Raw genomic sequence first — 23,471 nt, 5'->3', positions numbered from 1 at the left:
GTCCCTCTGGAGAAGGACTAACCGCCTACCGTTATGGTAGCACCCATGTTTCGATTATAACAGTTAAAAATTACCGGTGCAATATAAAGTTGGTAGAGAAGTATCTAGTATCTACAGAAGAAAATCGGTTTGAGTATTCTCCGGTGCCAAAACGGTGCCAAGAAATCGGGCAAATCAAAATAGGTGGTGCAATTCAGCCGTTTTTCACTGTATTTTGGAGAGAAAACCATAAAAAATATGAGGTAAAACGGGATTAAAGTATCGTGAAGGTGGACGTACTGTAGGATCAGGACGTGTTGCTACAATCATCGAGTAATATACGCGAAAGCAATGAATAAAGCGCCAATCAAGGCGATAAAAAAAGAGACTGCAAGCTTGCTTGCAAGTCTCTTTTTTTATCGCTTTGGAAGTGGACATTTTACGAATGCCCGCGAACGAACGACGAAGTCGTGAGATTGGCGCATATACAATAGATTTGTTATCGTAAGATAACGTTGTGTCCAAACGTAAGATACCCGTAGAACTTCGGTTCTACGGGTTTTTCTGTTGCCTGGAAATATTAAAAAGAGTGGAAAAGAATAACGAACAGTATAGAAAAACGGTTGCCGGGAGAGTATCCTGACAACCGTTTGTGATAACAGAATGATAACAAAATATATAATTTTCGCAAATATGATAACAGATAAAGTGGATTTATCCACAAATCAGAGATGTGACTGTGGATTAAGTCAGATCATACGTCTTAATGTCATTACCTTCCAGACGTTTAGCAGTAAGAAAACTTTCCGCATCTTCAAGTGTAAGATCAGAAACATTTTTTCCAATCCAACGAAGGAAGTAACTGACATCAGAGCAATACAGTTGAATAGTTCTTTCACGCAGGTTACGTTTTTCCGCTTCATTGCGGATGGATTCAAAAGTATCTTTATACATAATAAAACCTCCAGAATAAGTAGTGTTAATAATTACATCTACCTATTCGGAGGTGCGTTAGCGTCATAATTCCGATTGCGGAAGAGACTGGAAAATGTTATTCTTATCATAGGCAGTGGAGCTTTCTTAGTTCAGTTGTTTCGTGTGGTAACTTAACAATAACGGATTATGGAAAGTAATTCCACTGCTTTTTAATAAAAATAAAACTGCGCCACAGCCTTGGCAGGCCATCGCGCAGCGATTTTGTTCAATCAGAATTTGTAGGTGCGATTGATGAAAATTATTGAAGTTAAAGAAAATAAAAAACAATATCTTGATTTGCTCCTATTAGCAGATGAGCAGGAAGATATGGTTGACCGTTATCTTGATAACGGCAAGATGTATGTACTTGATGATAATGGGGTCAAGTGTGAGTGTGTCATAACCGATAAAGAAAATGACATACTTGAAATCAAGAACATTGCGACAGTTCCAGAATATCAAGGGAAAGGTTATGCAAGAGCCTTAATTGAGTTTATTGTTAATAATTACAGAGAGCAATATGCCATTCTGCAAGTGGGAACAGGCGATAGCCCACTGACAATACCATTTTATGAAAAGTGTGGTTTTGTCCGTTCGCATATCATATCAAATTTCTTTATAGATAATTATGACCACCCAATCTATGAGAGTGGAATACAGTTGGTAGATATGGTGTATTTGCAAAGACCGTTATAATTTAAATTCAAGTTTATGGAGAGTCACCGTTATGATTAGAGAATTTCAAAGGGATGATATAAATAAAGTTGCAGATATATGGTTGGATACAAATATAAAGGCACATAATTTTATCCCCGCCGAATACTGGAAAAGCAATTTCAAATCAGTAAAAGAAGCGTTGTTACTAGCAGAGGTTTATGTGTATGAGTATGATACAGAAATACAGGGTTTTATAGGGTTAAATGATGAATATGTTGAGGGCATTTTTGTTTCTGGTGAAATGCAATCGCAGGGTATAGGTAAAATTCTGCTGAATTATGCAAAGGATAAAAGGAATAAGTTGCACTTGAACGTATACCAAAAGAACGCACGGGCAATATCTTTTTATAAGAGAGAAGGATTTGAGATTCAGCATAGTGGCTTAGATGAGGCTACCGGAGAAAAAGATTATGTAATGACATGGCAACACAAATAGAAATTCCAGCTTGTATAATTGAAAAAATGAAAAACGCATAGACAACTGTGTCTATTAGTGAAAATACGACATTTCTCGCTTTGTGTCGTGTTATTTGCAGATAACAGATTCTATATTTGATGATGAAAGGAGGAGTTGAGGTGGACCAAGTAAAAATCGGGAATTTTTTAAAAAAACTTCGCAAAGAAAAAGGCATTACACAGGAGCAGTTGGCAGAAATATTAAATGTCTCTGGAAGGACCGTATCCAGATGGGAAACCGGAAACAATATGCCGGATATCAGTATTCTTGTGGATATTGCAGATTATTATGATATCAGCATTCCTGAGATTATCAGTGGAGAAAGGAAAAGCGAGATGATGAACGAAGAAGAAAGAAAAATTGCTAAAACAATGTCAGATTATGCAACTACAGAGAAAGAGAAGATTTTTAAGGAAATGAAGCTCCAAAGTGTCATGGGAGTTTGTGCATTGGTTCTATACTGGATTTTGCATGAAACAGGTGCATATATGTATAATGATGTGTTAGGAAAGCTTGCCGGCTATTGTGAGACCTTGGTATCTGTGTCAGTCATAATGATGGCAGCATTTACGACAGGATCTTTAAGCAAGGTGCGGAGCAAGAGTAGGAAAGTTTTTGTGTTCGAAAATTTCCCAAAACCTATGCAATTAGTTGTAACTGCAGTTGTTGCTTTTGGTGGAGCTGCTGTGATCAAGCTGGTACTGGTGTATTTTTTCGGCTTATAAGTATTTTCAAATTCGTATTACATACTATGGAAAAAGAACTTTTTGACATTTTCACAGATGCGTGATAATATGATTATAGAAAAAGAGTGCTACCGATAGACGGTTAGTCCGTTTTACTATTTAGAATATCATCAAAGCTAACCGCTTAGTTTACCAGACCAGGCCGGTTATTTTTGTGGCTTATGATTATTTTTGCCTAATGTATATCCGATACTAAAGCAGGTCAAGCCGAAGCTCACTACTGCTATGAAGTCAATAATACTCATTGGCTTAGCCCTCCTTTCCACTGGATTCCTTTACAGGTTTCTATGTAATCAGAGGGTCACAGGTCTCCGTTTCACTTCGGTCGTTGCAAAACGAGTGCCACTGGCACTCTGCAACCCTCTGGAGAAGGACTAACCGCCTACCGTTATGGTAGCACCCATGTTTCGATTATAACAGTTAAAAATTACCGGTGCAATATAAAGTTGGTAGAGTAGCATCTGTTAGCCGTGGAAGAGAATCTTTTCGACCAGGGCTTCCGGTGCCAAAACGGTACCAAGAAATCAGGCAAATAAAAATATATGGTGCAGATCAGCCGTTTTTCACTATATTTTGGAGAGAAAACCATGAAAAATATGAGATAAAACGGGATTAAAGTATCGTGAAGGTGGACGTACTGTAGGATCAGGACGTGTTGCTACAATCATCGAGTAATATTTGTGATGGCATTGAGCCGTGCAAATAAGTAAATAATATCAGGGAAGAGTGCTTGCATTCTTCCCTGTATTTTTTTGCTTATTTATAGGGCGAAATCCCGCGATTGAATGAGTCAGTCGAAAAATCCCACGCTATATCTGATTTTTCTGAATCAAATAAATCTTAAGAGCAAGTTCTATTTCCGTATGTCTGGAATTATCTCTCAAATCAATTTCAAGTAAATCACAAATTTTCTGAAACCGATATTTCACAGAATTATAATGTAAAAAAAGCTTTTCAGATGCCAGCTTTAAATTCCATCCACAGTTGATGATAGACTGTAGTGTTTCAATCAGGTTTGCATGATGCTGGTCATCGTATTGCTGCAGAGGCTTTACATATTTATCGCAGAATTCAATTGCCTCGTTATTGGATGAAATAGAAAATAATAAGCGATAGATTCCAATCTGATCATAAAAGAACAGACGGTTAAATTGCTGAATCTGATAGACAGTCTGGATGACCTGCTTTGCCTGTTGGTAGCTGTTGTGAATATTGATAATGTCATCTACATACATTCCAACTCCCATTGAAATAGTAAAAGGAACGGCGTTCAACAGACTGTGCTGGATTTGACTGAATGTATCTGCAAGGGTTTTACGGGCGCTGACAGGCAGTTTTCCAGTGATCAGAAAGGCAATAAAGTCACTCTGTGAATAATAAATAGTGGAAGGGAATGCCTGCTTGATATACTTAATAGAAGTATCAAAAATCTGGTCTGTATATTTCTGAAGCTTTTCATTTGTTCCGGTATCCAGATTACGCAGATAATACTTTTTAATATTGTTTATATCGATGATCGCAACAAATCCGCCGCCGTCCAGATTCCAGCCGTATAAATGGGCACGTGTATTGATCTCTTCACGCGTTTTGACGTTGTTAAGCATTAGATCACCTACAAAAGAAGAGTAATATTTCTCTTCGATCATCCGGTTACTGATTCGGATCTGCATACGCAGGATAATTACGATACTGGCATATTCAATCGCTGTTTTGTAGATATTGGAGTCAGTATCCGGATATGTCCGGTCAGAACGGTCAGAAAGAAGCATAATATATCCAAATTTCTGCTCTTTATTGACAACGTCGATACACTGATATTTCTCTCGGTATTCATTTAAAATAATTTCATATGATAATCCCTTCAGATAAAGACTATCCTCGCTTACATTTTCAGAAAAATATACTTTGTGGAAAACAGTATCAACATAGGCAGTCGGTTCCTGGATCAGAGTACTCAGTGTCTGCAAAATTTGATGGATAGAGCGGTCATTTATTGCCAGTTCCAGGAAACTCTCGTGAATCTTGGAAGATTCTTTTAGCTGCTCCGCCTGTTTGGATATAATTCCGGACAGGGTTGGATTGATAATGTCGGCAAATGCGTAGATTGCCGGACAGTAGATCAGTGGCAAAGCTTTTTCATCACAAAGTTTTTTGGCATTTTCCGGAATAACCTTTATGTACCGGTCCGATTTGACAATTAGTGCACTGATATTTCTTGACAACAGCTTGCTGATGAAATCAAGAAAAGAATTAGGCGTCTTTTCCAGGGCATAGGTCGTTGTGATCACAACTTCATTTCCTTTTAACCACTGGAAGCCATCCGGAGTATCAACGACGGTTACTGTGGAGATTTCTCTGTGTACACCGAGATTTCCGGAAATAAGTTTTAATCCCTTAATAGTTGGCAGTTGTAATAGTTCTTCGACAGTCATTTTTAGTCTCCTTGTAATAAAATTGTATCTTAAATACAAAAACTAATAAAATAATTATATCACAAATACAAAAAAATGATGTCGAATATAAAAAAATCAAGATAAATTTGTACATGATATATATAGAAAGCAAAGTTATTAAGTTGTAAACTTATCATCAACAAGAGGAAACTGGATAACAAAAAAGGAACATGAAAGAAGAAAGGAAGAGAGTATATGGATTATGTAGAGATTTCTAATTCAATGATAGTGTATTTGCTTTGTGGTATTACTGTAGCAATTGCATTTGTTCAGGCTGTTCTTTATATCCGAATGGCAAAGAAAATGACAGTGAAGGCAAACATTCCGGCAACAGTGCCGAAGACAGCATTCAGAGTCGGTCTCATTTCCGCAATCGGACCTGCACTTGGTGTATTTATCGTAATGGTTGGTCTTATGACTTCGATCGGAGGTCCAATGGCATGGCAGAGACTTTCCATTATTGGTGCAGCACCGACAGAGCTTACTGCAGCAACGCTTGGTGCTGAAGCGGCAGGCGCAGAGCTTGGAGGAGCTGGATTTACACTGAAAGTTATGGCTGTCAGCTGGTTCGTAATGGCACTCAACGGAGCCGGATGGCTGGTTGTAACAGGTCTTTTTACACCTGCACTTGAAAACTTAAGAACAAAGATGAGCGGTGGCGATTCAAAATGGCTGGTTGTAATGAGTGGGGCCTGTTCACTTGGTATCTTCGGTTATCTGGATGTCAACGAAATTGGTAAAGGATGGGGAAATGCAGCAGCCGTTGCCGGTGGTATTATCGGAATGGCAATCCTTGAAAAATTTGTAGCAAAGAAAGTTCCAAAAATCAGAGAGTACAATCTTGGTATTGCAATGATCATCGGAATGTTATTTGCAATCATCTATGATATGGCAGTTGGAGCATAGGAGGGTATGATTATGGAAAATAAAGAATTAATGTCAGAATGGAAAAAGAATAGTATTAGAATCGGTACTCCTACAAACCTGCTCGCAGCATTTACATCATTTATACCGGTTATCTGGCTGTGTATTACCTATAACTGCTGGCCGGATCCGAAAGTAGTACTTGCAGGATGGGGAATGGTTGCATTATCATTTGGTGCATTCTATGTTGTTGAACCAATTTCTTACTATGCAGCTCTTGGACTTACTGGTACATATTTAAGTTTCCTTTCAGGAAATATCGGTAACATGCGAGTTCCATGTGCAACAATGGCTCTTGAAACGACGGAGAGTGAACCGGGAACGCTTCAGGCAGAGGTGGCTTCTACAATGGCAATCTGTGGTTCTATTATTACAAACCTGATCGCTACAACAGCAGCTGTTTTAGTAGGATCAGCAGTTGTATCCGTACTTCCAGATGTTATTGTATCCGCTCTTACAAAATATGCAGCAGGTGCAATTTTCGGAGGAACTTTTGGAACCTATGCATTGAAATATCCTAAAGTTGCCATCTTTGGTATGGGACTTCCGCTTATCCTTAAATTTACGATCGCTCCTCCGGCATGGGTACTTATCGTTGTGTCTGTATTCGGAAGCCTTGGATTTGCAAGACTGTTATATGTAAAAGAAAAGAAAACTGCTTAGTGGGAAATGAATAAAAAGCAAAAGATTCATAGAGAAAAGAGGGAATAAGCATGAGTATGTGGAAAGAATGTGAAGGTTTACAGGAAGAACTCGTAAAAATACGAAGAGAGTTGCATCAGATTCCGGAATTTGGTTTTGATCTTCCGGAAACGCAGAAATATGTAACAGATAAATTGGATGAACTCGGAATTCCTTATAAATGTTCAGGAACAGACAGCAGTATCATTGCAGAAATCAAGGGTGGGCAGCCAGGTAAGACGGTTGCACTTCGTGCAGATATGGATGCACTTAAGATTACGGAGGCAAATGATGTCGATTATAAGTCCAAACATGAAGGTCTGATGCATGCCTGTGGACATGACAATCATATTACAATGCTTCTTGGAGCCGCAAAAGTTTTAAATGCACACAAAGCAGAGATTAAAGGAAATGTAAGGCTTTTGTTCCAGACAGCAGAAGAATTATCCAAAGGTGCAGAGATCATGATCAAAGATGGCGCAATGGATGGTGTAGACGCTGTATTTGGACAGCATATTGGAAGTATCATCAACAAAGATATCCCGGCAGGAAAGGTCATTATTACTCCTGGATGTTGTATGGCATCATTCGACAGATTTGTGATCCATGTAAAAGGAACTGGCTGTCATGGATCTACTCCGGAAAAAGGAACAGACCCGATCACAATGGCATCTCATATTGTAATTAACTTACAGGAGATCATTGCACGTGAAGTTTCCGCAGTAAAAGCTGCAGTTGTAACAATTGGTTACTTCCATGGTGGTGTTGCTTATAATGCAATTCCAAGTGAAGTAGAAATCGAAGGAACGATCCGGGCACTGGAAGAACCGATGAGACAGTACCTTGCAAAACGAATTGAAGAGATTGCAAAGAGCACAGCGGCAACATTCAGAGGAACAGCAGAAGTTGAGATGGACTGGGGAGCACCTCCGGTAATCAATAACGATGAGATGGCAGCACTTGTAACTGAAGCCGCAAAAGAAGTTGTAGGTGAAGAGGATGTTGTAAGTAAAGTTCCGGCACCAAATATGGCAGGAGAGGATTTTGCATACTACTTACAGAAAGCACCCGGAGCATTTTTCTTCCTTAGTTCTTCTAATCCGGTAAAGCATACGGATGTTCCTCATCATAATCCACACTTTAATGTAGATGAAGACGTGCTCTACAAAGGATCAGCAATGTTTGTAAAGATTGTAGAAGCTTATCTGAAGTAGTATAATAAAGCAAAAAAGGCAGGATAAGAGTATGAATGCACAGATGATGATTTTATTGTATGCGGTACTATTGTTTGTAGTGATCTATTTTATGATGGTAGTTCCGGGAAAGAAAAAAAATAAAAAAATGCAGGAACTCCATGATTCGATCAAGGTTGGAGATGAGATTCTTACAATGGGAGGGATTATCGCAACAGTAAAAGAACGGGATGGTGAAATCCTTACAGTAGAGATTGATCCGGAAAAAGAAATCTGTATGAAAATTCTGGTCTATTCTGTATCTACGATTCGTAAATAAGAGCTAAGAGCAAAGGGTGTTTCTCTGTAATATACCAGAAAAACACCCTTTTTAGTATGTTTGTGTACAAGAAAAACTGCCAGTAGCAGTTTTTTTGTAGTTTATAGTTTTTGGAAAATAATAAAAAATCAACCATGCTAAAAATGACCAAAATTCATTTTTTAATTATGAAATTATTGTGACTATTTGATATTGACCATCAGTCATTTTTTTGTATAATATTCTATAGAATAAAAATGTAAAGACAGGGAGATGATTATTGTGGTCAAAGCGGGAAAATGGATAGCAAAACACAGATTTATAATTTTGTTACTGGGGATACTGCTTTTGATTCCGTCATTTATTGGAATGGCGAAGACAAGAATTAACTACGACTTGCTCAGTTACCTTCCGGAATCACTGGAAACAGTAGAAGGACAGGACGTTATGGTGGATGAATATGGTATGGGTGCATTCGCCATGGTTGTTGTAGAGGATACGGACATGAAAGATATCCAGAAGCTGGCGGATCAGTTTAATAAGGTTGATCATGTCGAAAAAGTATTATGGTATGGTGATGTGGCAGATCTTTCACTGCCGGTAGAGATGATACCATCCGATTTGAGAAAAGCCTTCTACAACGGAGATGCGACACTGATGCTCGCATTATTTGACAATACGACTTCATCTGACGAAGCAATGAATGCAGTCGGTGAGATGCGTAAGATTGCCAGCAAACAGTGTTTTATTGCAGGTATGACAGGTGTTGTAGCCGATATCAAGAATGTAGCAATGAAAGAAGTCCCGATTTATGTTGTAATTGCGGCAATTCTTTCTTTTCTGGTGTTGGAAATTACCGGAGAATCCTTCCTGGTACCGATTTTTTTCCTGATCAGTATAGGTGTAGCAATTGTATATAATCTGGGAAGTAACATTTTCCTTGGCGAGATCTGTTACATTACAAAAGCGCTGACGGCGGTATTGCAGCTGGGTGTTACGATGGATTACTCCATTTTCCTGCTGAATAGCTACGAAGAGAACAAGCGCCGTTTCCCGGGAGATAAGAACCGTGCGATGGGACATGCGATTTCTAATACATTCAAATCCATTGTAGGAAGTTCTGTCACCACAGTAGCAGGATTTGTAGCTCTTTGTGTTATGACATTTGCACTTGGTCGTGATCTTGGTATTGTTATGGCAAAAGGTGTTATCATTGGAGTGCTTTGCTGTGTAACAATCCTTCCGGCAATGATTCTTATCTTTGATAAACCGATTGAAAAAACCAAGCATAAACCGCTGATCAAGAGCATGGATAAGGTTTCGACATTTATCACCAAACATTATAAAGTATGGATCGTTGCTTTCCTGATCTTGCTTATTCCTGCTATTTATGGCAATAATCATACAAAAATTTATTATAATATTGCACAGTCACTTCCACAGTCACTTCCATCAAATGTGGCAAACAGTGAACTGAAAGATGACTTTGATATGAGTACAATGCATATAGTTATGGTAGATAAAGACATGGATGCCAAAGAGAAAAAGGCAATGATGAGTGAAATTGATGATGTCAAAGGTGTAAAATGGACACTTGGACTTAACTCCATCGTTGGATCTTCTATTCCGGAATCGATGATCCCGGATGATGTAAAGAGTATGCTTCAGGGTAAGGATACCGAGTTGATGTTTGTATGTACCAAGTATGAGTCTGCAACTCCGCAGGTCAACAAACAGATCAAACAGATTGATAAGATTGTAAAATCCTATGATAAGTCTGGAATGGTAATCGGTGAAGCACCACTGATGAAAGATCTGCAGGATGTAACAGACATCGATCTGACAAGGGTTAACGTTATTTCAATCGCAGCAATCTTTATTATCATTTTGCTTATATTTAAATCCATCTCGCTTCCGATCATTCTGGTTTCGGTTATCGAGTTTGCGATTACGATTAATATGGCGATTCCGTTCTATCAGGGCAAGAGTCTTCCGTTCGTTGCAAGTATCGTTATCGGAGCAATCCAGTTGGGAGCAACCGTTGATTATGCAATCCTTATGACGACCAGATATCAGAAAGAACGTATGAAAGGCAAAAGTAAGAAAGAATCTGTTGCGATTGCACACAGAATCAGTATGCCATCGATCATTACTAGTGGACTGAGCTTTTTTGCGGCAACATTTGGTGTGACTTGTTATACACAGGTTGATATGATCGGTTCTATCTGTGAACTTCTTTCAAGGGGAGCGATCATCAGTGTGATCGTAGTACTGACTGTCCTTCCGGCAATGTTCCTGATCTTTGATCCGGTCATCTGCAGAACAACTGCTGGATACAGAGTGAAAAAAGATAAAAGTAAAACAGTTGTAGAGCCGACAGCATAGGCTCTGCTGAAAAGGGAGCAGGCTTAACTGATTGAAATCAGCAAAAAGCCTGTTCCTTTTTGCTGTCATACACTTAGAGAAAAATGGCATCTGAAGAAGCTTTTTGTACGTTGAAAATGGGAAGAAATGGCTGTGTACAGACCTTTCCAGAAAATAGAAGGTTGTTCTTTTGATTAAAATAGTATATACTATCTTAGTGTTACCCCAAAACATTCAAGAAAGGATTACATTTATGAAAATGCAGAAAAAACGAATCGTACAGTGCGGACTTTCTCTGATCTGTGCATTCGGTATCGCGCTGTCGGGGATGTCGGTACATGCAGAAGAGGTGGACAGCCTCGAAGATAAGACCAGTAATCTACAGAGTCAGTTGGAAGGGATCAACCAGGATCTGGTTACGATCAGCAATGAAATCGCTGAGACAGAAGTGAAAATTGAAGAGTCTAATAATGAAGTATTCCGTTTGGAAGCATCGCTCCAGATTTCCCGTAATAACGAGGAAGTACAGTATGCAAACATGAAGACTCGAATTAAGTACATGTATGAAAATGGTTCGGACACACTGCTTTCTATGATATGTGAAGCAAAAAGTATGGGAGAGTTCCTGAACCGTGTAGACTTTATCCAGAATATTACAAAGTACGATAAGGATATGCTGGAGAATATGGTGAAAGTACGTGAAGGTATTGAAGAGCAGGAGGCTGAACTGAAAAGCAGGCAGCAGGAACTGCTTGACCTGCAAAGCCAGCTGGACAGTGAACAGGCAGCGCTGCAGGCAAAAGCAGAAGAGACTTCGACAGACCTTGCCACGGTAAATGCACAGCTTGAGGCGGCACGTGCGGCACAGAAAAAGCAGGAGGAGGAAGCCCAGAGGAAAGCGGATGAGCAGTTGGCAAAAAAGGCACAGGAAGAGACAAAGCAGGCGTCAGCTTCCGCCGGAAGTAATACATCTGCGGGCAATAATTCCGGGAACAGCAGTTCAGCGGGGAATAACAGTTCTTCTGGCAATAATAATCCTTCTAACAACAATTCATCGAATAATACTAGTTCCGATTCTTCCAATTCCGGAAGCGGTGGCTATGTGATCCCATCAGGCGGTCTTACCCCGTCAAAGGGAAGGATCTGGTATAATGGACATACCGAGACTTACTATTCTCAGAAGGTACTTCCGGGAGGAGGGCTTGCGATCCCAGGACGCCATATAGCAAGTGACGGAACAATCAGGGATGCCGATGGTTACATTGTTTTGGCAAGTGATGATTACCCGAGAGGAACAGTTGTAGAGACGTCACTTGGTGCTGGAAAAGTATATGATACCGGAAGTGGATCCGGAAATATAGATCTGTATACAGATTGGTAAAAGAAAAGCGGGGCAGTAAAGGACAAACCTTTTACTGCCCCGCTTTTGAATTTAATGGGATATGTATTTTCAGTGAATCGAAAAAGCATATTTTGCTTTGTACTGGAGAAGTCCGGTTACTGTGCTTCGTAGGTTGCCTTAGCGTCACGTATCAGCTTGTCGAATTTATCTGCATCCCATGCAGCACGTCCTGTAAAGAGTCCATGCAGAAGAAACAGAAAGGTATTTACTCACCGGAAAGATGGGCTCACTACAAAGTTACAGGTGAAGCTGCACCGGAAGAATAAAAATGTTATAATTTGTTTATGGAATGAAGTCCTCTTGTGTGTTACAATACAAGAGGACTTTTGTTTTATAGAGAATAGTTGTCGAACGAAAGGGTGAAAACTATTAAAGAAAGGAAAGTGTTTACGGAAGAGAAAATTACAGTTCGGATGACAGATACATACCTGTTTGACTTTACGTTATAGCATACCTATTCGAAACTGGCAGGTTTTCTGACAAATATTCTGGGAGCAGCGATTGCTTTTATGGGAAACATCATGCTGGTTATGGGAAAGATAAAACCCGTGCAGATTATTTTTTATCTGGTAGCAGCGGTTGTGTTTATTGTGTATACACCATTGCTTCTGAAATATCGTTCTAAAAAGCAGGTAAAAGAAATTGAACGTTACCACGTTCCGAATGAAATGACTTTCAATGATGAAGGTATCCAGGTAGAGTTTGCTGATAAAAAAGAAACTTATGAATGGGAACAGATCCAGAAGGTAGTTACAACACCAAAGACAATTGGATTTTATTATGAGACAGAAAAGGCATTGATTGTACCAAAACCGGATTTTGGGGACAAGTTTGTACCGATTTTGACATTGGCAACAAAAAAACTCGGACCGGCCAGAGTACATCTGAGATAGCCTGTTATGTGGAGGGGAAAATGTTACAGGAAAGACGGAATCATATATTACAGAAAGTAACAGAAAATGGAAAAGTAAGAGTTGCGGATTTGAGCCGTGATCTGTCCGGTTAAGGATGTATACAAGATCATTACGGATTCGCAGATCAGCAAAGAGTATATCCGAAAAGCGGAGCATGAACAGATTCCACTTGTGATAGCCGGAAACCGGGAGCAATAATATGATATATGAGAGAATACAAAAGGGGCGCTTTTTAAAGCGCCCTAATCGATTTATAGCAAAAATAGAAATAAATGGAAAAGAAGAAACGGTCCATGTGAAGAACACAGGGAGGTGTGCGGAACTTCTGGTTCCGGGAGCAGAAGTGTTTGTCCGGAAGTCTGAAAGTGCAGGGCGTAAGACTGGCTGGGACCTGATCAGTGTCAGGAAGGCTGACCGGCTGATCAATATGGATTCCCAGGTGACAAACAAAGTGGTGCAGGAATGGATTGAAGCCGGGAGATGGTTCAAGGACGTGAAGATCGTCAGACCGGAAGTTACCTATAAGAATTCCAGGTTTGACCTGTATGTGGAATATGAAGAGAAAAAAGCGTTTATAGAAGTGAAAGGGGTTACGCTGGAAGAAGAAGGCGTGGTAAAGTTTCCGGATGCACCGAGCGAGCGGGCAGTGAAGCATTTAAAAGAGCTGGAAGAAGCGGTGCAGGATGGGTACGAGGCTTATGTATTCTTTGTGGTCCAGATGAAAGGAGTACGTTATTTTACACCAAACAGACAGACTCACAAAGAATTTGCAGATGTTCTTGCAGAAGCAGCGGAAACCGGGGTTCAGGTGATCGCAAAGGACTGTTTTGTAACGGAGGATTCCATTGCAATTGCGGACGAAGTTCCGGTAGTACTTACCAATCCACAGCTCTATGAAGCACCGGAGCTGCTTGTGGAATGGTACAGAGAGCGGAAACGGGATCTGCCATGGAGACATCATGTAAATGCCTATCGGGTATGGGTGTCTGAAATTATGCTACAGCAGACGAGAGTGGAAGCAGTAAAGCCATTTTTTGAGCGTTTTATGACAGAGCTTCCAACGGTAAAAGATCTAGCCGAGGCACCGGAGGATAAGCTTTTAAAGCTCTGGGAAGGGCTTGGATATTATAACCGGGTACGCAATATGCAAAAAGCAGCGCAGAAGATCGAGGAAGAATACGCAGGAAAATTTCCGGAAAATTATGAGGAGATCAAGGCGCTTCCAGGAATTGGAAATTATACGGCAGGGGCAATTTCTTCTTTTGCCTATGGAATTCCAAAGCCGGCAGTGGACGGAAATGTTCTCCGGGTGGTATCAAGACTGCTGGCGAGCGATGAAGATATTATGAAAGCGTCTGTCAGGACAAAGATAGAAAATGCGATTGAACCGGTGATCCCGGAAGATGCAGCATCGGATTTTAACCAGGGGCTGATCGAACTTGGTGCGATTGTCTGTGTGCCGAATGGGGAGGCAAAGTGTGAAATCTGTCCTCTTACGGGAATCTGTGAAGCGAAAAGGCTGGGAATCCAGAATGAACTGCCGGTGAAGAAAAAGGCAAAAGCGCGCAGGATTGAGGAGAGAACCGTTTTGATTTTTAAGGATGGTGATCATGTGGCAATCCGGAAACGACCGGATAAGGGACTGCTTGCAGGTATGTATGAGTTCCCGAATCTGGACGGAAAGCTTACGATGGACGAAGTAACTGCTTACAGTAAATCTATCGGGCTTGCACCGATTCGTGTGAAAAAGCTGCGGAATGCGAAGCATATTTTCAGCCATATTGAATGGCATATGACTGCGTATGAGGTGATCGTGGATGAACTGGAGAAGAACTGCAAAGAAGAGATGATCTTTGCACATCCGGAAGAAATACAAAAGGAATATTCCATGCCATCGGCGTTTAGCGCATGGAAGGTGAAATAAAAGAAGGACATTGCTTTTCGATTTTGCGAAATGCGATGTCCTTTCTTTGGATCAAACAAAATAATTATAAGTGTTTAAATCACCTGACGTGCAAGCCGTGGTGACTTTGCACCTTCCTGTGCATAAATTAGTGTGTACAGGAAATATGCCATCACACATGCAGCAACTACATCCACTACGGAATGTTGCTTCAGGAACAGGGTTGACAGAATGATCAGAATGCTTAAAACAAGAGATCCTTTCTGGATCAGTCTGGAGTGCTGAAGCTTCTCGCAATGGGAAATTGCGATGTAACAACAAATAGAGTTGTATACATGAAGACTTGGAAGCACATTCGTAGGTGTATCCGTCTGATAGATCCGTTTAACCAGTTCGATACAGAAGTTATCACGTGTAAATACTTCCGGTCTCAGGTTCAATCCATTCGGAAATACCGTGCAGATGATCAGAAAAATGGTCATACCGCTGAACATGATCGCGGAGGCTTTGTAAAATCCCTGTTTATCATTAAAGAACAAATATCCCAGTGTGACTGCAATATAAGCAAACCACAGCAGGTACGGAATGATGAAATATTCACAAAACGGGATGTAGTCATCGAATATCGAATGGATTACAAAATAATTGTCGGTCACATGGCGTTCCAGATAAGTAAACCATGGAAAATAAATAAAAGCATATAGTAATACCCATGCATGGCTGTATGTATGCATCAGTGTCTTTAATTTTTTAAAAATATGACTCATGATAAAAATCAGCTCCTTCGGGTGAAGATGTTTCTTTCTTGTTACTAGAGGTAGTATAACATTAAAAATTTTTCTCGACAACAGACTTCATAAAACATTCATATTTTTTTCTATTCTCTATTTTACGGAGAAACCTTCAAAGATATACATATCATATTTATTCCGTGCAGTTTTATAAGCTTTTTGATTGCGGAGTGTCCAGACTGCCATCGGAATACGGTACAGATAGTGGTTCAGCCAGACGGAAGGATTGCCGGCATCTGCAAGTTTATAAGAAATAAAGTCCGGACGACAGATCAGGTTGGTCAGCAGGAACTGTACACAAAAGCGCACCAGAAAAGGATTTTCCGGATTCGTGCGAGTCAGGGCAGAAGAAAGCTGTCCACGAAGAACCTGAGGCGCATGCTTGTGAAACCATCGGATTCCAAGTGAGTTGAAAGACTGGACCATATAAGGCCCTTTATAATCCTTTAAAATATCCCATGCGGCAGGACAGAGCTTCATATTGCTGTCCGGAAGTTTCAGTTCAATCAGAAGAGGAACCCGCCCATTGACATAGCGAAGGACATCTGAAAAAAGTGGCATATGCTCCGAAGTTCCGGAAAGATGCAGGTGCTGTAGCGTATCAAACGTGGAATCCTCAACTGTCCCTTCGGCATTGCAGATCCGCTTTAAAGACTCGTCATGGAATACGACTACTTTTCCATCACGGGTGAGATGGATATCAAGTTCGATGGCAAGATTTTGTTTTACTGCCTCACGAAATGCCAGCATAGAATTCTCGGGAATCAGCCGGGAAGAATCATGTAGTCCGCGATGGGCATAATCCCGCTTGAGATAAGGGAGGATTTTGCTTCGGCGGGAAGTATTCGGCATGATCATATATAAATATAAGAAAAAACATACAACAACAGTTAAAAGAATCCAAAACAACAGCATAGAAAAGTCCCCTTCTTTTATGTAATAATTTTCAGTGTCTCAGGTTCGAGAGAGAACGAAACATCCTTCTGGAGATAAATCGGTTCGCCGTCAGAATGTACCGGAAGTGCTATTTTTGAGTGTACTTCTGCTTTTTTACAGCGGAAGATATGTACGCCTGGAAGTCGGGTATGCTTTCCGGAAAACACAGTCGGCAGAATTGCCAGAGCAATAATTTTGGGAACATTTGCAATCACAATAAAGTCCAGCAGATCATCATCCGGTTTGGCATCCGGGCAGAATTTGCATCCACCACCTTCATAAGGAAGATTAAATGCAGAGGCAAAGAAAACCCGTTTAAAATGAAGTCTTTTGGTATCGTCCAGAAGGATTTCCATCTCATCTGGCTGACAGCGGCGCAGACGGTAGAGTGAGCAGGCTGCATAGGCAAGTTTGCCCAGACCAAGCCGGTTAAAAAAGACTTTAACCCTGGAAATACAAAGTTGATGGCAGATAGCTGCATCGTATCCGATTCCGGAACTGACGGCAAAACGGTGAACCTTGTCATGATAGTGCAATACACCAAGATTGATCTTGCGCGTCTGTTCAGAATGAAGTACCAGATCCAGAGCTTTCATGGTATCGGATGGAAGGGCAAGTCCCCGGCCAAAATCATTGCCAGAGCCGATCGGAATGTAACCGAGGGTAACCAGGCTTAAATTCTGCAGACCACAGATTACTTCATCCACACTTCCATCACCACCAAGTACAACGATCGTAACAGGATCCCCGGAGGCGGTAAGCTCGGCGGCAATTTCCGTTGCGTGATGCCGGTGATGTGTAAAATGGATCTGGTAATCTATATGTTCTGCTATCAGCTTTAATTTAATCTTTTCCCATAGTGCAAGTCCCTGACCCGAGCGGGCGTTAGGATTGGCTATAAAATGATACATAAAGTCATCCCTTCACTTCTGTAAATTTAGTTTCATTCTAGCATCGGAATGAGAGGATATTGTCAAAAAAACAATAAAAATGCAAAAATTTATTGAGGCAGAGTGTTAAAAGTGCTATTCTGGTACATGTGTTAAAAAATAAACATAAAATAAATGGAGGTAATACTGTGAAATTTATAAGACAATTCTTGATTATCATATTGATTTCTTTTGCAGGAGAGCTTTTACATGCAATCCTTCCACTACCGGTTCCTGCAAGTATTTATGGCTTGCTGATCTTGCTGGCAGGTTTGCAGACAAAAGTAATTCCTTTGAAAGCAGTTGATGAGGCCGGTGGATTTCTGATTGAAATCATGCCGATGCTTTTTATCCCTGCAGGAGTAGGTCTGATGGTATCATGGGGAGACTTAAAACCGGTTCTTGTTCCGATCATGGTTACAATTGTAGTGACAACAGTGCTGGTTATGGGCGTGAGTGGAAGAACCGCTCAGTTTGTACTGAAGAAAGAGGAGAAGAAGGATGAGTAATATGCTGCATGGATCGACCTTTTTTTGTATGGCGATCAGTCTTTTTGGATATGAGGCAGGAATTTTTTTGCGTAAAAAGTTAAAAATTGGTATCTTCAATCCACTTCTTGTTTCGATTGTTTTTGTAATTATCGTGCTAAAAGTGACTGGAATTGATTATGATACTTATGATAAGGGATCGAATGTACTGAGCTACCTTCTGACACCGTCTACAGTCTGTCTTGCAATTCCGCTTTATCAGCAGATGAATCTTCTTAAGAAGAATCTGAAAGCGATCATTGCAGGAATTACAACAGGTGTATTTGCCAGCCTTGCCGGTGTATGGGTATTTTCTATGTTGTTCCACCTGAAGAAGCAGTTCTATGTAACGCTTCTTCCAAAATCAATTACCACAGCGATCGGTATGGGAATCTCAGAAGAGCTTGGTGGAATTGTGACGATTACAGTTGCTGCGATCGTAATTACCGGGATTATTGGAAATATGTTTGCAGAGGGAATCTGTAAGCTCTGCAAAATTGAGCATCCGATTGCAAAAGGACTGGCAATCGGAACAGCTTCCCATGCTATGGGAACGGCAAAGGCAATGGAAATCGGAGAGATTGAAGGAGCAATGAGCAGTCTTTCTATTGCAGTGGCCGGATTGATGACGGTTGTAGGTTCATTGATTTTCTATCACCTGTATTAGAGAGGAGTGTGCAGAATATGGAGAAAACAATTATCTGTATCGGACGGGAATATGGAAGCGGCGGACATGAAATCGGTGAATTGCTGGCAAAGCGTACCGGTTATGCGTTTTACGATAAAGAGAAGCTGTTTGAAATTGCAAAGATGCGCGGATACGAGAAAGAAATGCAGGAGTATCTGGATGAACAGCCGGTGGACAGCCTTCTTTATTCAATCGCAATGAATTTTGCAGAACCGAAGAAGAAGCCATATCCATTTAAGCTGATTGAAGAGCTTGTGGAAGAAGGACCATGTATTATTATGGGAAGGTGCGCAGGTTATCTGATGAGAAACCGAGAAGAAGCTTTTAGTGTGTTTGTCCATGCAGATATGGAAACACGAATTGAACGCGTGAAAGAGCGTGATCATATTACAAGCAGAATGAAAGCGAAACGTAAGATCCAGGATGTGGATGAGAAAAGAAGCGCTTTTCGTAAGGATTATACCGGACAGGAATGGGGAATGTCGAAGAATTATGATCTTTCGGTCAGCACTACAGAGTTGTCCTATGAACAGGCAGCAGATCTGATTCTGTATTATAAGAAGATGACAGAAGAATCTGACAGAGCTTAGAAGGTATAAAAAGAATATACTAGTTTGTTGAATCCAGAAATGGGAAATGACATGGCAGGTCATTTCCCATTTCTGGATTTTAGAGATATAGAAGGGCTCAATTTCTATATCTTAGTTTATAGAATACGTGGCTTCTATAAATTATTTATATATTCGTTACAATCTTTTAGAGGGCAAAATTTGATTTATCTAGGCATCTCCCATGCGTTATGATCCGTGTGAAGCAACATATGTGACTTGTGAGAAAGCGGTTTCTCAAAGAAATCACGGTACAGACGGAGTACATCCGGGTTCTCATGTGAGAAGCGAAGTGGTGCATTCTTATCAAGGAAATAAAGATTTTCACCACGTGTCCGTGCAAGTTCTTCTCCGTCATGGATTGGCTGACCGCCACCGCCGACGCATCCGCCAGGGCAGGCCATGACTTCTACAAAATCATAATGTACTTCACCATGTTCGATTGCTTCGATCAGTTTACGTGTGTTTCCGAGTCCGCTGACAACAGCAGCACGAACAGTAGCATCTCCAAGCTGAATCTCAGCTTCTACAACACCTGGCTGTCCACCAGGATTGCGGACAATCTTGAATGCATCCGGATCAGGGTTACGTCCGGTTACAAGGTAGTGAGCAGAACGAAGTGCTGCTTCCATAACACCACCTGTTGTTCCGAAGATAACACCGGCACCGGTCCATTCTTTCATCAGAGGATCGCATTCACGATCAACCAAAGAAGCAGGATCAATATGTGCAGAACGGATCATGCGTGTCAATTCACGAGTTGTAAGTACAACGTCTGTCTCGTGTCCGGCATATTCACCATAGAACAGTTCCATGTTACTTTCGCCTTTTTTTGCAACACATGGCATGATAGATACAGTAAACATATTTTCCGGTTTCACACCGATGGATTCTGCAAAATAGCTCTTCATAACAGAACCGAACATCTGCTGTGGTGATTTGGCTGTTGAAAGCTGTGGCACCAGATGTGGGTACTGTGATTTAAGGAAGCGTACCCATCCAGGGCAGCAGGAGGTAAACATCGGACGAAGATTTAATTCGCCTTTTGTAAATCTCTGCAGGAATTCATTTCCTTCTTCCATAATAGTAAGGTCTGCTGTGAAGGAGGTATCGAATACATAGTCAATACCCATTTTCTTCAGAGCATCCATGATCTTGCCGACAGTTGCTTCTTCACGGGAAAGACCAAGAGCTTCACCCCATGCAGCACGTACAGCAGGAGCAACCTGTGCAACAACGACTTTCTTGTCATCAGCGATTGCATCCCATACTTTCTCTGTATCATCACGTTCGCGCAGAGCGCCGACCGGGCAGTGAGTAATACACTGACCGCACAGAGAACAGGAAACCTCGGAAATCTTATGGTTGCCGGTTACATTAATGGTAGTACGGGAACCAGTACTTGTCACATCCCAGATATGTAAATCCTGGATTTTGTCACAGACCTGGATACAGCGCATACATTTGATGCATTTCTGTGAGTCTCTGATCAGCGGAAATTCTTTATCCCAAGGGAATTCTTCCAGACGCTGCTTAAATGGTATTTCGATGATGTTCAGGTCATTTGCAAGACTCTGCAGAGTACAGTTACCACTTCTGACACAGGTAGCACATTTGCAGTCGTGCTGGGAAAGGATAAGCTGTACAGTCTGTCTTCTGGCTGTACGAACCTTTGGGCTGTTTGTATGGATTACCATACCTTCTTTTACTACGTTGTTGCAGGAAGTTACCAGCCGTTCCATTCCCTCGAGTTCAACAACACAGACACGACAGGCTGCGATCTCGTTGATATCTTTCAGATAGCAGAGCTTTGGAATCGGGATATCCGCCATTTTGGCAGCATCCATGATAGTAGTACCTTCCGGGACAGATACGTTTATATTATCAATTGTAAGATTTACCATAATGTTTCACGACCTCCTTTGAAAATGCCGTAGCCGAAGTGGTCGCAACGCAGACATCTGCTGGCTTCCTGTTTCGCTTCTGCCTCGGACATGCAGTTTTCTACACCGTTAAAGTCACAGACACGTTCGCAGGCTTCACGCTCGGTCATGTTTACTCTTCCGCACGGCGGGCGGTCATCAAGACGCGCTTCAGGAATCTCAACGTCACAGCTGATAATGTGGTGATATCCCAGGTATTCGTCTATGTTAGCAGCTACTACTTTTGCAGCAGCAATAGCTTTGATTACGGATGCAGGACCGGAAGCACAGTCTCCACCGGCAAATACACCCGGAATGTTATCGAATCCGCCGTATTTTTCGGTTAAGATCTTACCTCTCTGTACAGGAACACCGGCTTCTTCAAAGTGCTGGTATTCAATATCCTGTCCGATCGCAACGATCAGTGTCTGGCATGGAATGAATACGTCAGGAGCACCTGTCGGACGTACACTTGCACGACCGTCTTTGATCTTACTGATCATCTGTGGTGTAACGTAGATTCCTTTTACGTGACCGTTTTCATCTGTTTCGATGCGGGAAGGAGCCATCAGAGTCTGTACTTCGATTCCTTCTGCAACAGCACCTTCAATCTCTGCCGGAAGGGCAGTCATATCTGCCACGCGGCGGCGGTAAACGATGCTGACTTTTTTAGCACCCAGACGTTTTGCGGTACGGACAGCATCCATAGATACGTTACCGCCACCGATAACGGCTACTTCCTGTCCGGTAAGATCCGGGTTCTGGTTCTTTCCTACATCACGAAGGAACTGAACAGCAGAAAGGACCCCTTCTGAGTGTTCGCCTTCGATACCAAGTTTCTTATCGGTACTTGCACCGATTGTAATAAGAACTGCGTCGTATTCTTCACGCAGACTCTGGATTGTCATATCTTTTCCAATCCGTTTGCCAAATTCAACTTTGACACCGGTCTCAAGGATGGCATTGATATCATCGTTCAGACGGTCTTTCGGCAGACGGTAGTTCGGGATACCATAGCGGAGCATACCGCCAAGTTCCGGCAGCATCTCAAATACGGTTGTCTGGTGTCCCATCAGCTGCAGATAGTAAGCTGCACTTAATCCACCAGGGCCACCACCAACAACGGCAATACGCTTTCCGGTAGATGGAGCGCATGGCGGCGGTGGAACTTTTCCGGCATAATCAGCAGCCATTCTCTTAAGACCGCGGATATTGACTGCATCGTCTACGATGTTACGACGGCAGCGTGCCTCACAAGGATGTTCGCAGATAAAACCACAGGTGGTCGGGAATGGATTGTCCTTACGGATCAGGCGGATCGCATCTGCGTAACGTCCTTCTCCGACAAGAGCGATATATCCCGGAATATCTACATGTGCCGGGCACAAAGATACACAAGGAACAGGCTGTGCGTACTGGCAGGTACATCTTCCCTGGCGCACATGTTCTTCATAGTCTTCCCGACATCCCATCAAACTCTTGTAAACCATGTGAGCTGCTTCATACCCGATCGCACAGTCAGCTCCTTCCATGATTGATACAGAGAGTTCTTCCATCAGGTCTAATGTTTCCATAGTTGCGTCTCCGTTCATAACGTCGGTCAGCAGGTTTTTCAGCTGCCACAGACCAACACGGCACGGCACACATTTTCCACAGGTATGTGTATGACACATCTCCAGGAAAGCACGAGTCATGTCAACAGGACATAGTCCCGGAGGACTGGATTCGATTCTTCGCTCCAGATCTTTGTAGAGCCCTTCGATAACCAGCTGGGCTTTGTCTGGTGCAGTGATTTCAAGTCTACTCATAGCTTTTTTCTCCTTTAACTTTTTTTGCTAATCTACAGGACAGATGAAGAAAATCATAGGGAAAACATCTGAATACTATAGATTAACTCTATGGACACACTTATAATGATATTGTATGCATTTTAGTACAATCTTGCAAGCAAAGTTAATAAATAGACAAATAAGTTAATTTTGTCACAAAATGATAAAAAATATCAGCAATATGCACAAAATGGCAGAACAACGATAAAGGGTGCAAAAAATAAAAAAATTATGT

22 protein-coding genes are annotated in these 23,471 nt (G+C 41.5%); 15 read left to right on the top strand and 7 right to left on the bottom strand.

Annotated features, from left to right (window positions below; genetic code table 11):
- A partial coding sequence (locus tag PGQ33_RS05145) for a hypothetical protein (RefSeq protein WP_270205382.1) occupies positions 1-257 on the top strand: 257 nt, incomplete at its 5' end.
- A 466-nt stretch (positions 258-723) separates the two neighbouring features.
- Here PGQ33_RS05145 and PGQ33_RS05140 read toward each other — a convergent pair.
- Entirely contained in the window at positions 724-933 is a 210-nt protein-coding gene (locus PGQ33_RS05140) for a phage integrase N-terminal SAM-like domain-containing protein (protein WP_243014448.1), read from the bottom strand.
- 273 nt (positions 934-1,206) lie between these two features.
- Here PGQ33_RS05140 and PGQ33_RS05135 point away from each other — a divergent pair, with 273 nt between their 5' ends.
- The 3 genes from PGQ33_RS05135 (at position 1,207) to PGQ33_RS05125 (ending at position 2,853) form a co-directional block, all read left to right on the top strand.
- Positions 1,207-1,650 (top strand): GNAT family N-acetyltransferase, encoded by a 444-nt coding sequence (locus PGQ33_RS05135; protein ID WP_034880612.1) that lies wholly within the window; start codon positions 1,207-1,209, stop codon positions 1,648-1,650.
- 31 nt (positions 1,651-1,681) lie between these two features.
- A complete protein-coding gene (locus PGQ33_RS05130; protein WP_055247538.1) occupies positions 1,682-2,107 on the top strand; it encodes an N-acetyltransferase in 426 nt (141 codons plus the stop codon).
- Between the two features lie 140 nt (positions 2,108-2,247).
- Positions 2,248-2,853 (top strand): helix-turn-helix domain-containing protein, encoded by a 606-nt coding sequence (locus PGQ33_RS05125; RefSeq protein WP_227945551.1) that lies wholly within the window; start codon positions 2,248-2,250, stop codon positions 2,851-2,853.
- A gap of 830 nt (positions 2,854-3,683) precedes the next feature.
- Here the strand turns inward: PGQ33_RS05125 and PGQ33_RS05120 are convergent.
- Entirely contained in the window at positions 3,684-5,306 is a 1,623-nt protein-coding gene (locus PGQ33_RS05120) for a PucR family transcriptional regulator (RefSeq protein WP_117824519.1), read from the bottom strand.
- A 216-nt stretch (positions 5,307-5,522) separates the two neighbouring features.
- On the opposite strand from PGQ33_RS05120, the gene PGQ33_RS05115 reads away from it, so the two are divergent.
- The 8 genes from PGQ33_RS05115 (at position 5,523) to mutY (ending at position 15,027) form a co-directional block, all read left to right on the top strand.
- Positions 5,523-6,233: a DUF5058 family protein gene (locus PGQ33_RS05115; RefSeq protein WP_022219994.1), complete on the top strand. Its 711-nt coding sequence runs from the start codon at positions 5,523-5,525 to the stop codon at positions 6,231-6,233.
- A gap of 12 nt (positions 6,234-6,245) precedes the next feature.
- On the top strand, positions 6,246-6,914 hold the full coding sequence (locus PGQ33_RS05110) for a hypothetical protein (RefSeq protein ID WP_022219995.1): 669 nt from the start codon (positions 6,246-6,248) through the stop codon (positions 6,912-6,914).
- Positions 6,915-6,970: 56 nt separating this feature from the next.
- On the top strand, positions 6,971-8,146 hold the full coding sequence (locus PGQ33_RS05105) for a M20 metallopeptidase family protein (protein ID WP_270205460.1): 1,176 nt from the start codon (positions 6,971-6,973) through the stop codon (positions 8,144-8,146).
- Positions 8,147-8,177: 31 nt separating this feature from the next.
- Complete coding sequence (gene yajC, locus PGQ33_RS05100; RefSeq protein WP_118218326.1) at positions 8,178-8,444, top strand: preprotein translocase subunit YajC; 267 nt, start codon at positions 8,178-8,180, stop codon at positions 8,442-8,444.
- Between the two features lie 252 nt (positions 8,445-8,696).
- Positions 8,697-10,808, top strand: a complete 2,112-nt coding sequence (locus PGQ33_RS05095; protein ID WP_181988910.1) for an efflux RND transporter permease subunit — start codon at positions 8,697-8,699, stop codon at positions 10,806-10,808.
- Positions 10,809-11,040: 232 nt separating this feature from the next.
- Positions 11,041-12,168, top strand: a complete 1,128-nt coding sequence (locus PGQ33_RS05090) for a coiled-coil domain-containing protein (protein ID WP_117834615.1) — start codon at positions 11,041-11,043, stop codon at positions 12,166-12,168.
- 530 nt (positions 12,169-12,698) lie between these two features.
- Complete coding sequence (locus tag PGQ33_RS05085; protein WP_270205381.1) at positions 12,699-13,082, top strand: YcxB family protein; 384 nt, start codon at positions 12,699-12,701, stop codon at positions 13,080-13,082.
- A 220-nt stretch (positions 13,083-13,302) separates the two neighbouring features.
- Positions 13,303-15,027: an A/G-specific adenine glycosylase gene (mutY, locus tag PGQ33_RS05080; protein ID WP_270205380.1), complete on the top strand. Its 1,725-nt coding sequence runs from the start codon at positions 13,303-13,305 to the stop codon at positions 15,025-15,027.
- 74 nt (positions 15,028-15,101) lie between these two features.
- Here the strand turns inward: mutY and PGQ33_RS05075 are convergent, their stop codons facing one another.
- From PGQ33_RS05075 to PGQ33_RS05065, 3 genes are all read right to left on the bottom strand, one after another.
- A complete protein-coding gene (locus PGQ33_RS05075; RefSeq protein ID WP_270205379.1) occupies positions 15,102-15,773 on the bottom strand; it encodes a phosphatase PAP2 family protein in 672 nt (223 codons plus the stop codon).
- A 117-nt stretch (positions 15,774-15,890) separates the two neighbouring features.
- Positions 15,891-16,649: a glycerophosphodiester phosphodiesterase family protein gene (locus tag PGQ33_RS05070; RefSeq protein ID WP_330663237.1), complete on the bottom strand. Its 759-nt coding sequence runs from the start codon at positions 16,647-16,649 to the stop codon at positions 15,891-15,893.
- An 80-nt stretch (positions 16,650-16,729) separates the two neighbouring features.
- The gene (locus tag PGQ33_RS05065; protein WP_055156234.1) at positions 16,730-17,644 is read right to left on the bottom strand and encodes a diacylglycerol/lipid kinase family protein; all 915 of its coding nucleotides are present in this window, start codon (positions 17,642-17,644) and stop codon (positions 16,730-16,732) included.
- Between the two features lie 167 nt (positions 17,645-17,811).
- Between PGQ33_RS05065 and PGQ33_RS05060 the strand changes: the two genes are divergently transcribed.
- The 3 genes from PGQ33_RS05060 to PGQ33_RS05050 are packed head-to-tail and all read left to right on the top strand — an operon-like array spanning position 17,812 to position 19,467.
- A complete protein-coding gene (locus PGQ33_RS05060) occupies positions 17,812-18,171 on the top strand; it encodes a CidA/LrgA family protein (RefSeq protein ID WP_022220001.1) in 360 nt (119 codons plus the stop codon).
- Positions 18,164-18,856, top strand: coding sequence for an LrgB family protein (locus PGQ33_RS05055; protein ID WP_270205378.1), 693 nt, complete (start codon positions 18,164-18,166; stop codon positions 18,854-18,856). Before PGQ33_RS05060 ends, PGQ33_RS05055 begins: the two co-directional genes overlap by 8 nt.
- A gap of 17 nt (positions 18,857-18,873) precedes the next feature.
- Positions 18,874-19,467 (top strand): cytidylate kinase-like family protein, encoded by a 594-nt coding sequence (locus tag PGQ33_RS05050; protein WP_055247555.1) that lies wholly within the window; start codon positions 18,874-18,876, stop codon positions 19,465-19,467.
- Positions 19,468-19,652: 185 nt separating this feature from the next.
- Here PGQ33_RS05050 and PGQ33_RS05045 read toward each other — a convergent pair whose 3' ends face one another.
- Both PGQ33_RS05045 and PGQ33_RS05040 read right to left on the bottom strand, forming a co-directional pair.
- Positions 19,653-21,389 (bottom strand): [FeFe] hydrogenase, group A, encoded by a 1,737-nt coding sequence (locus PGQ33_RS05045; RefSeq protein ID WP_008373638.1) that lies wholly within the window; start codon positions 21,387-21,389, stop codon positions 19,653-19,655.
- Positions 21,383-23,215: an NAD(P)-binding protein gene (locus tag PGQ33_RS05040; RefSeq protein WP_055247558.1), complete on the bottom strand. Its 1,833-nt coding sequence runs from the start codon at positions 23,213-23,215 to the stop codon at positions 21,383-21,385. Before PGQ33_RS05040 ends, PGQ33_RS05045 begins: the two co-directional genes overlap by 7 nt.
- Between the last annotated feature and the right edge of the window lie 256 nt (positions 23,216-23,471).

Origin of the sequence: Coprococcus sp. AM100_B19A (assembly GCF_027662015.1) — a bacterium.
Taxonomy (GTDB): Bacteria; Bacillota; Clostridia; order Lachnospirales; family Lachnospiraceae; genus Allocoprococcus; species Allocoprococcus comes.
This window is presented reverse-complemented; position numbering and strand designations above follow the sequence as displayed.

Excerpts from the sequence above, each read along its gene's own strand:
- PGQ33_RS05140 (WP_243014448.1), bottom strand. The coding sequence starts at position 933 with ATGTATAAAGATACTTTTGAATCCATCCGCAATGAAGCGGAAAAACGT.
- PGQ33_RS05135 (WP_034880612.1), top strand. The coding sequence starts at position 1,207 with ATGAAAATTATTGAAGTTAAAGAAAATAAAAAACAATATCTTGATTTG.
- PGQ33_RS05130 (WP_055247538.1), top strand. The coding sequence starts at position 1,682 with ATGATTAGAGAATTTCAAAGGGATGATATAAATAAAGTTGCAGATATA.
- PGQ33_RS05120 (WP_117824519.1), bottom strand. The coding sequence starts at position 5,306 with ATGACTGTCGAAGAACTATTACAACTGCCAACTATTAAGGGATTAAAA.
- PGQ33_RS05115 (WP_022219994.1), top strand. The coding sequence starts at position 5,523 with ATGGATTATGTAGAGATTTCTAATTCAATGATAGTGTATTTGCTTTGT.
- PGQ33_RS05110 (WP_022219995.1), top strand. The coding sequence starts at position 6,246 with ATGGAAAATAAAGAATTAATGTCAGAATGGAAAAAGAATAGTATTAGA.
- PGQ33_RS05105 (WP_270205460.1), top strand. The coding sequence starts at position 6,971 with ATGTGGAAAGAATGTGAAGGTTTACAGGAAGAACTCGTAAAAATACGA.
- yajC (WP_118218326.1), top strand. The coding sequence starts at position 8,178 with ATGAATGCACAGATGATGATTTTATTGTATGCGGTACTATTGTTTGTA.
- PGQ33_RS05095 (WP_181988910.1), top strand. The coding sequence starts at position 8,697 with ATGATTATTGTGGTCAAAGCGGGAAAATGGATAGCAAAACACAGATTT.
- PGQ33_RS05090 (WP_117834615.1), top strand. The coding sequence starts at position 11,041 with ATGAAAATGCAGAAAAAACGAATCGTACAGTGCGGACTTTCTCTGATC.
- PGQ33_RS05085 (WP_270205381.1), top strand. The coding sequence starts at position 12,699 with ATGGGAAACATCATGCTGGTTATGGGAAAGATAAAACCCGTGCAGATT.
- mutY (WP_270205380.1), top strand. The coding sequence starts at position 13,303 with ATGATATATGAGAGAATACAAAAGGGGCGCTTTTTAAAGCGCCCTAAT.
- PGQ33_RS05075 (WP_270205379.1), bottom strand. The coding sequence starts at position 15,773 with ATGAGTCATATTTTTAAAAAATTAAAGACACTGATGCATACATACAGC.
- PGQ33_RS05070 (WP_330663237.1), bottom strand. The coding sequence starts at position 16,649 with ATGCCGAATACTTCCCGCCGAAGCAAAATCCTCCCTTATCTCAAGCGG.
- PGQ33_RS05065 (WP_055156234.1), bottom strand. The coding sequence starts at position 17,644 with ATGTATCATTTTATAGCCAATCCTAACGCCCGCTCGGGTCAGGGACTT.
- PGQ33_RS05055 (WP_270205378.1), top strand. The coding sequence starts at position 18,164 with ATGAGTAATATGCTGCATGGATCGACCTTTTTTTGTATGGCGATCAGT.
- PGQ33_RS05050 (WP_055247555.1), top strand. The coding sequence starts at position 18,874 with ATGGAGAAAACAATTATCTGTATCGGACGGGAATATGGAAGCGGCGGA.
- PGQ33_RS05045 (WP_008373638.1), bottom strand. The coding sequence starts at position 21,389 with ATGGTAAATCTTACAATTGATAATATAAACGTATCTGTCCCGGAAGGT.
- PGQ33_RS05040 (WP_055247558.1), bottom strand. The coding sequence starts at position 23,215 with ATGAGTAGACTTGAAATCACTGCACCAGACAAAGCCCAGCTGGTTATC.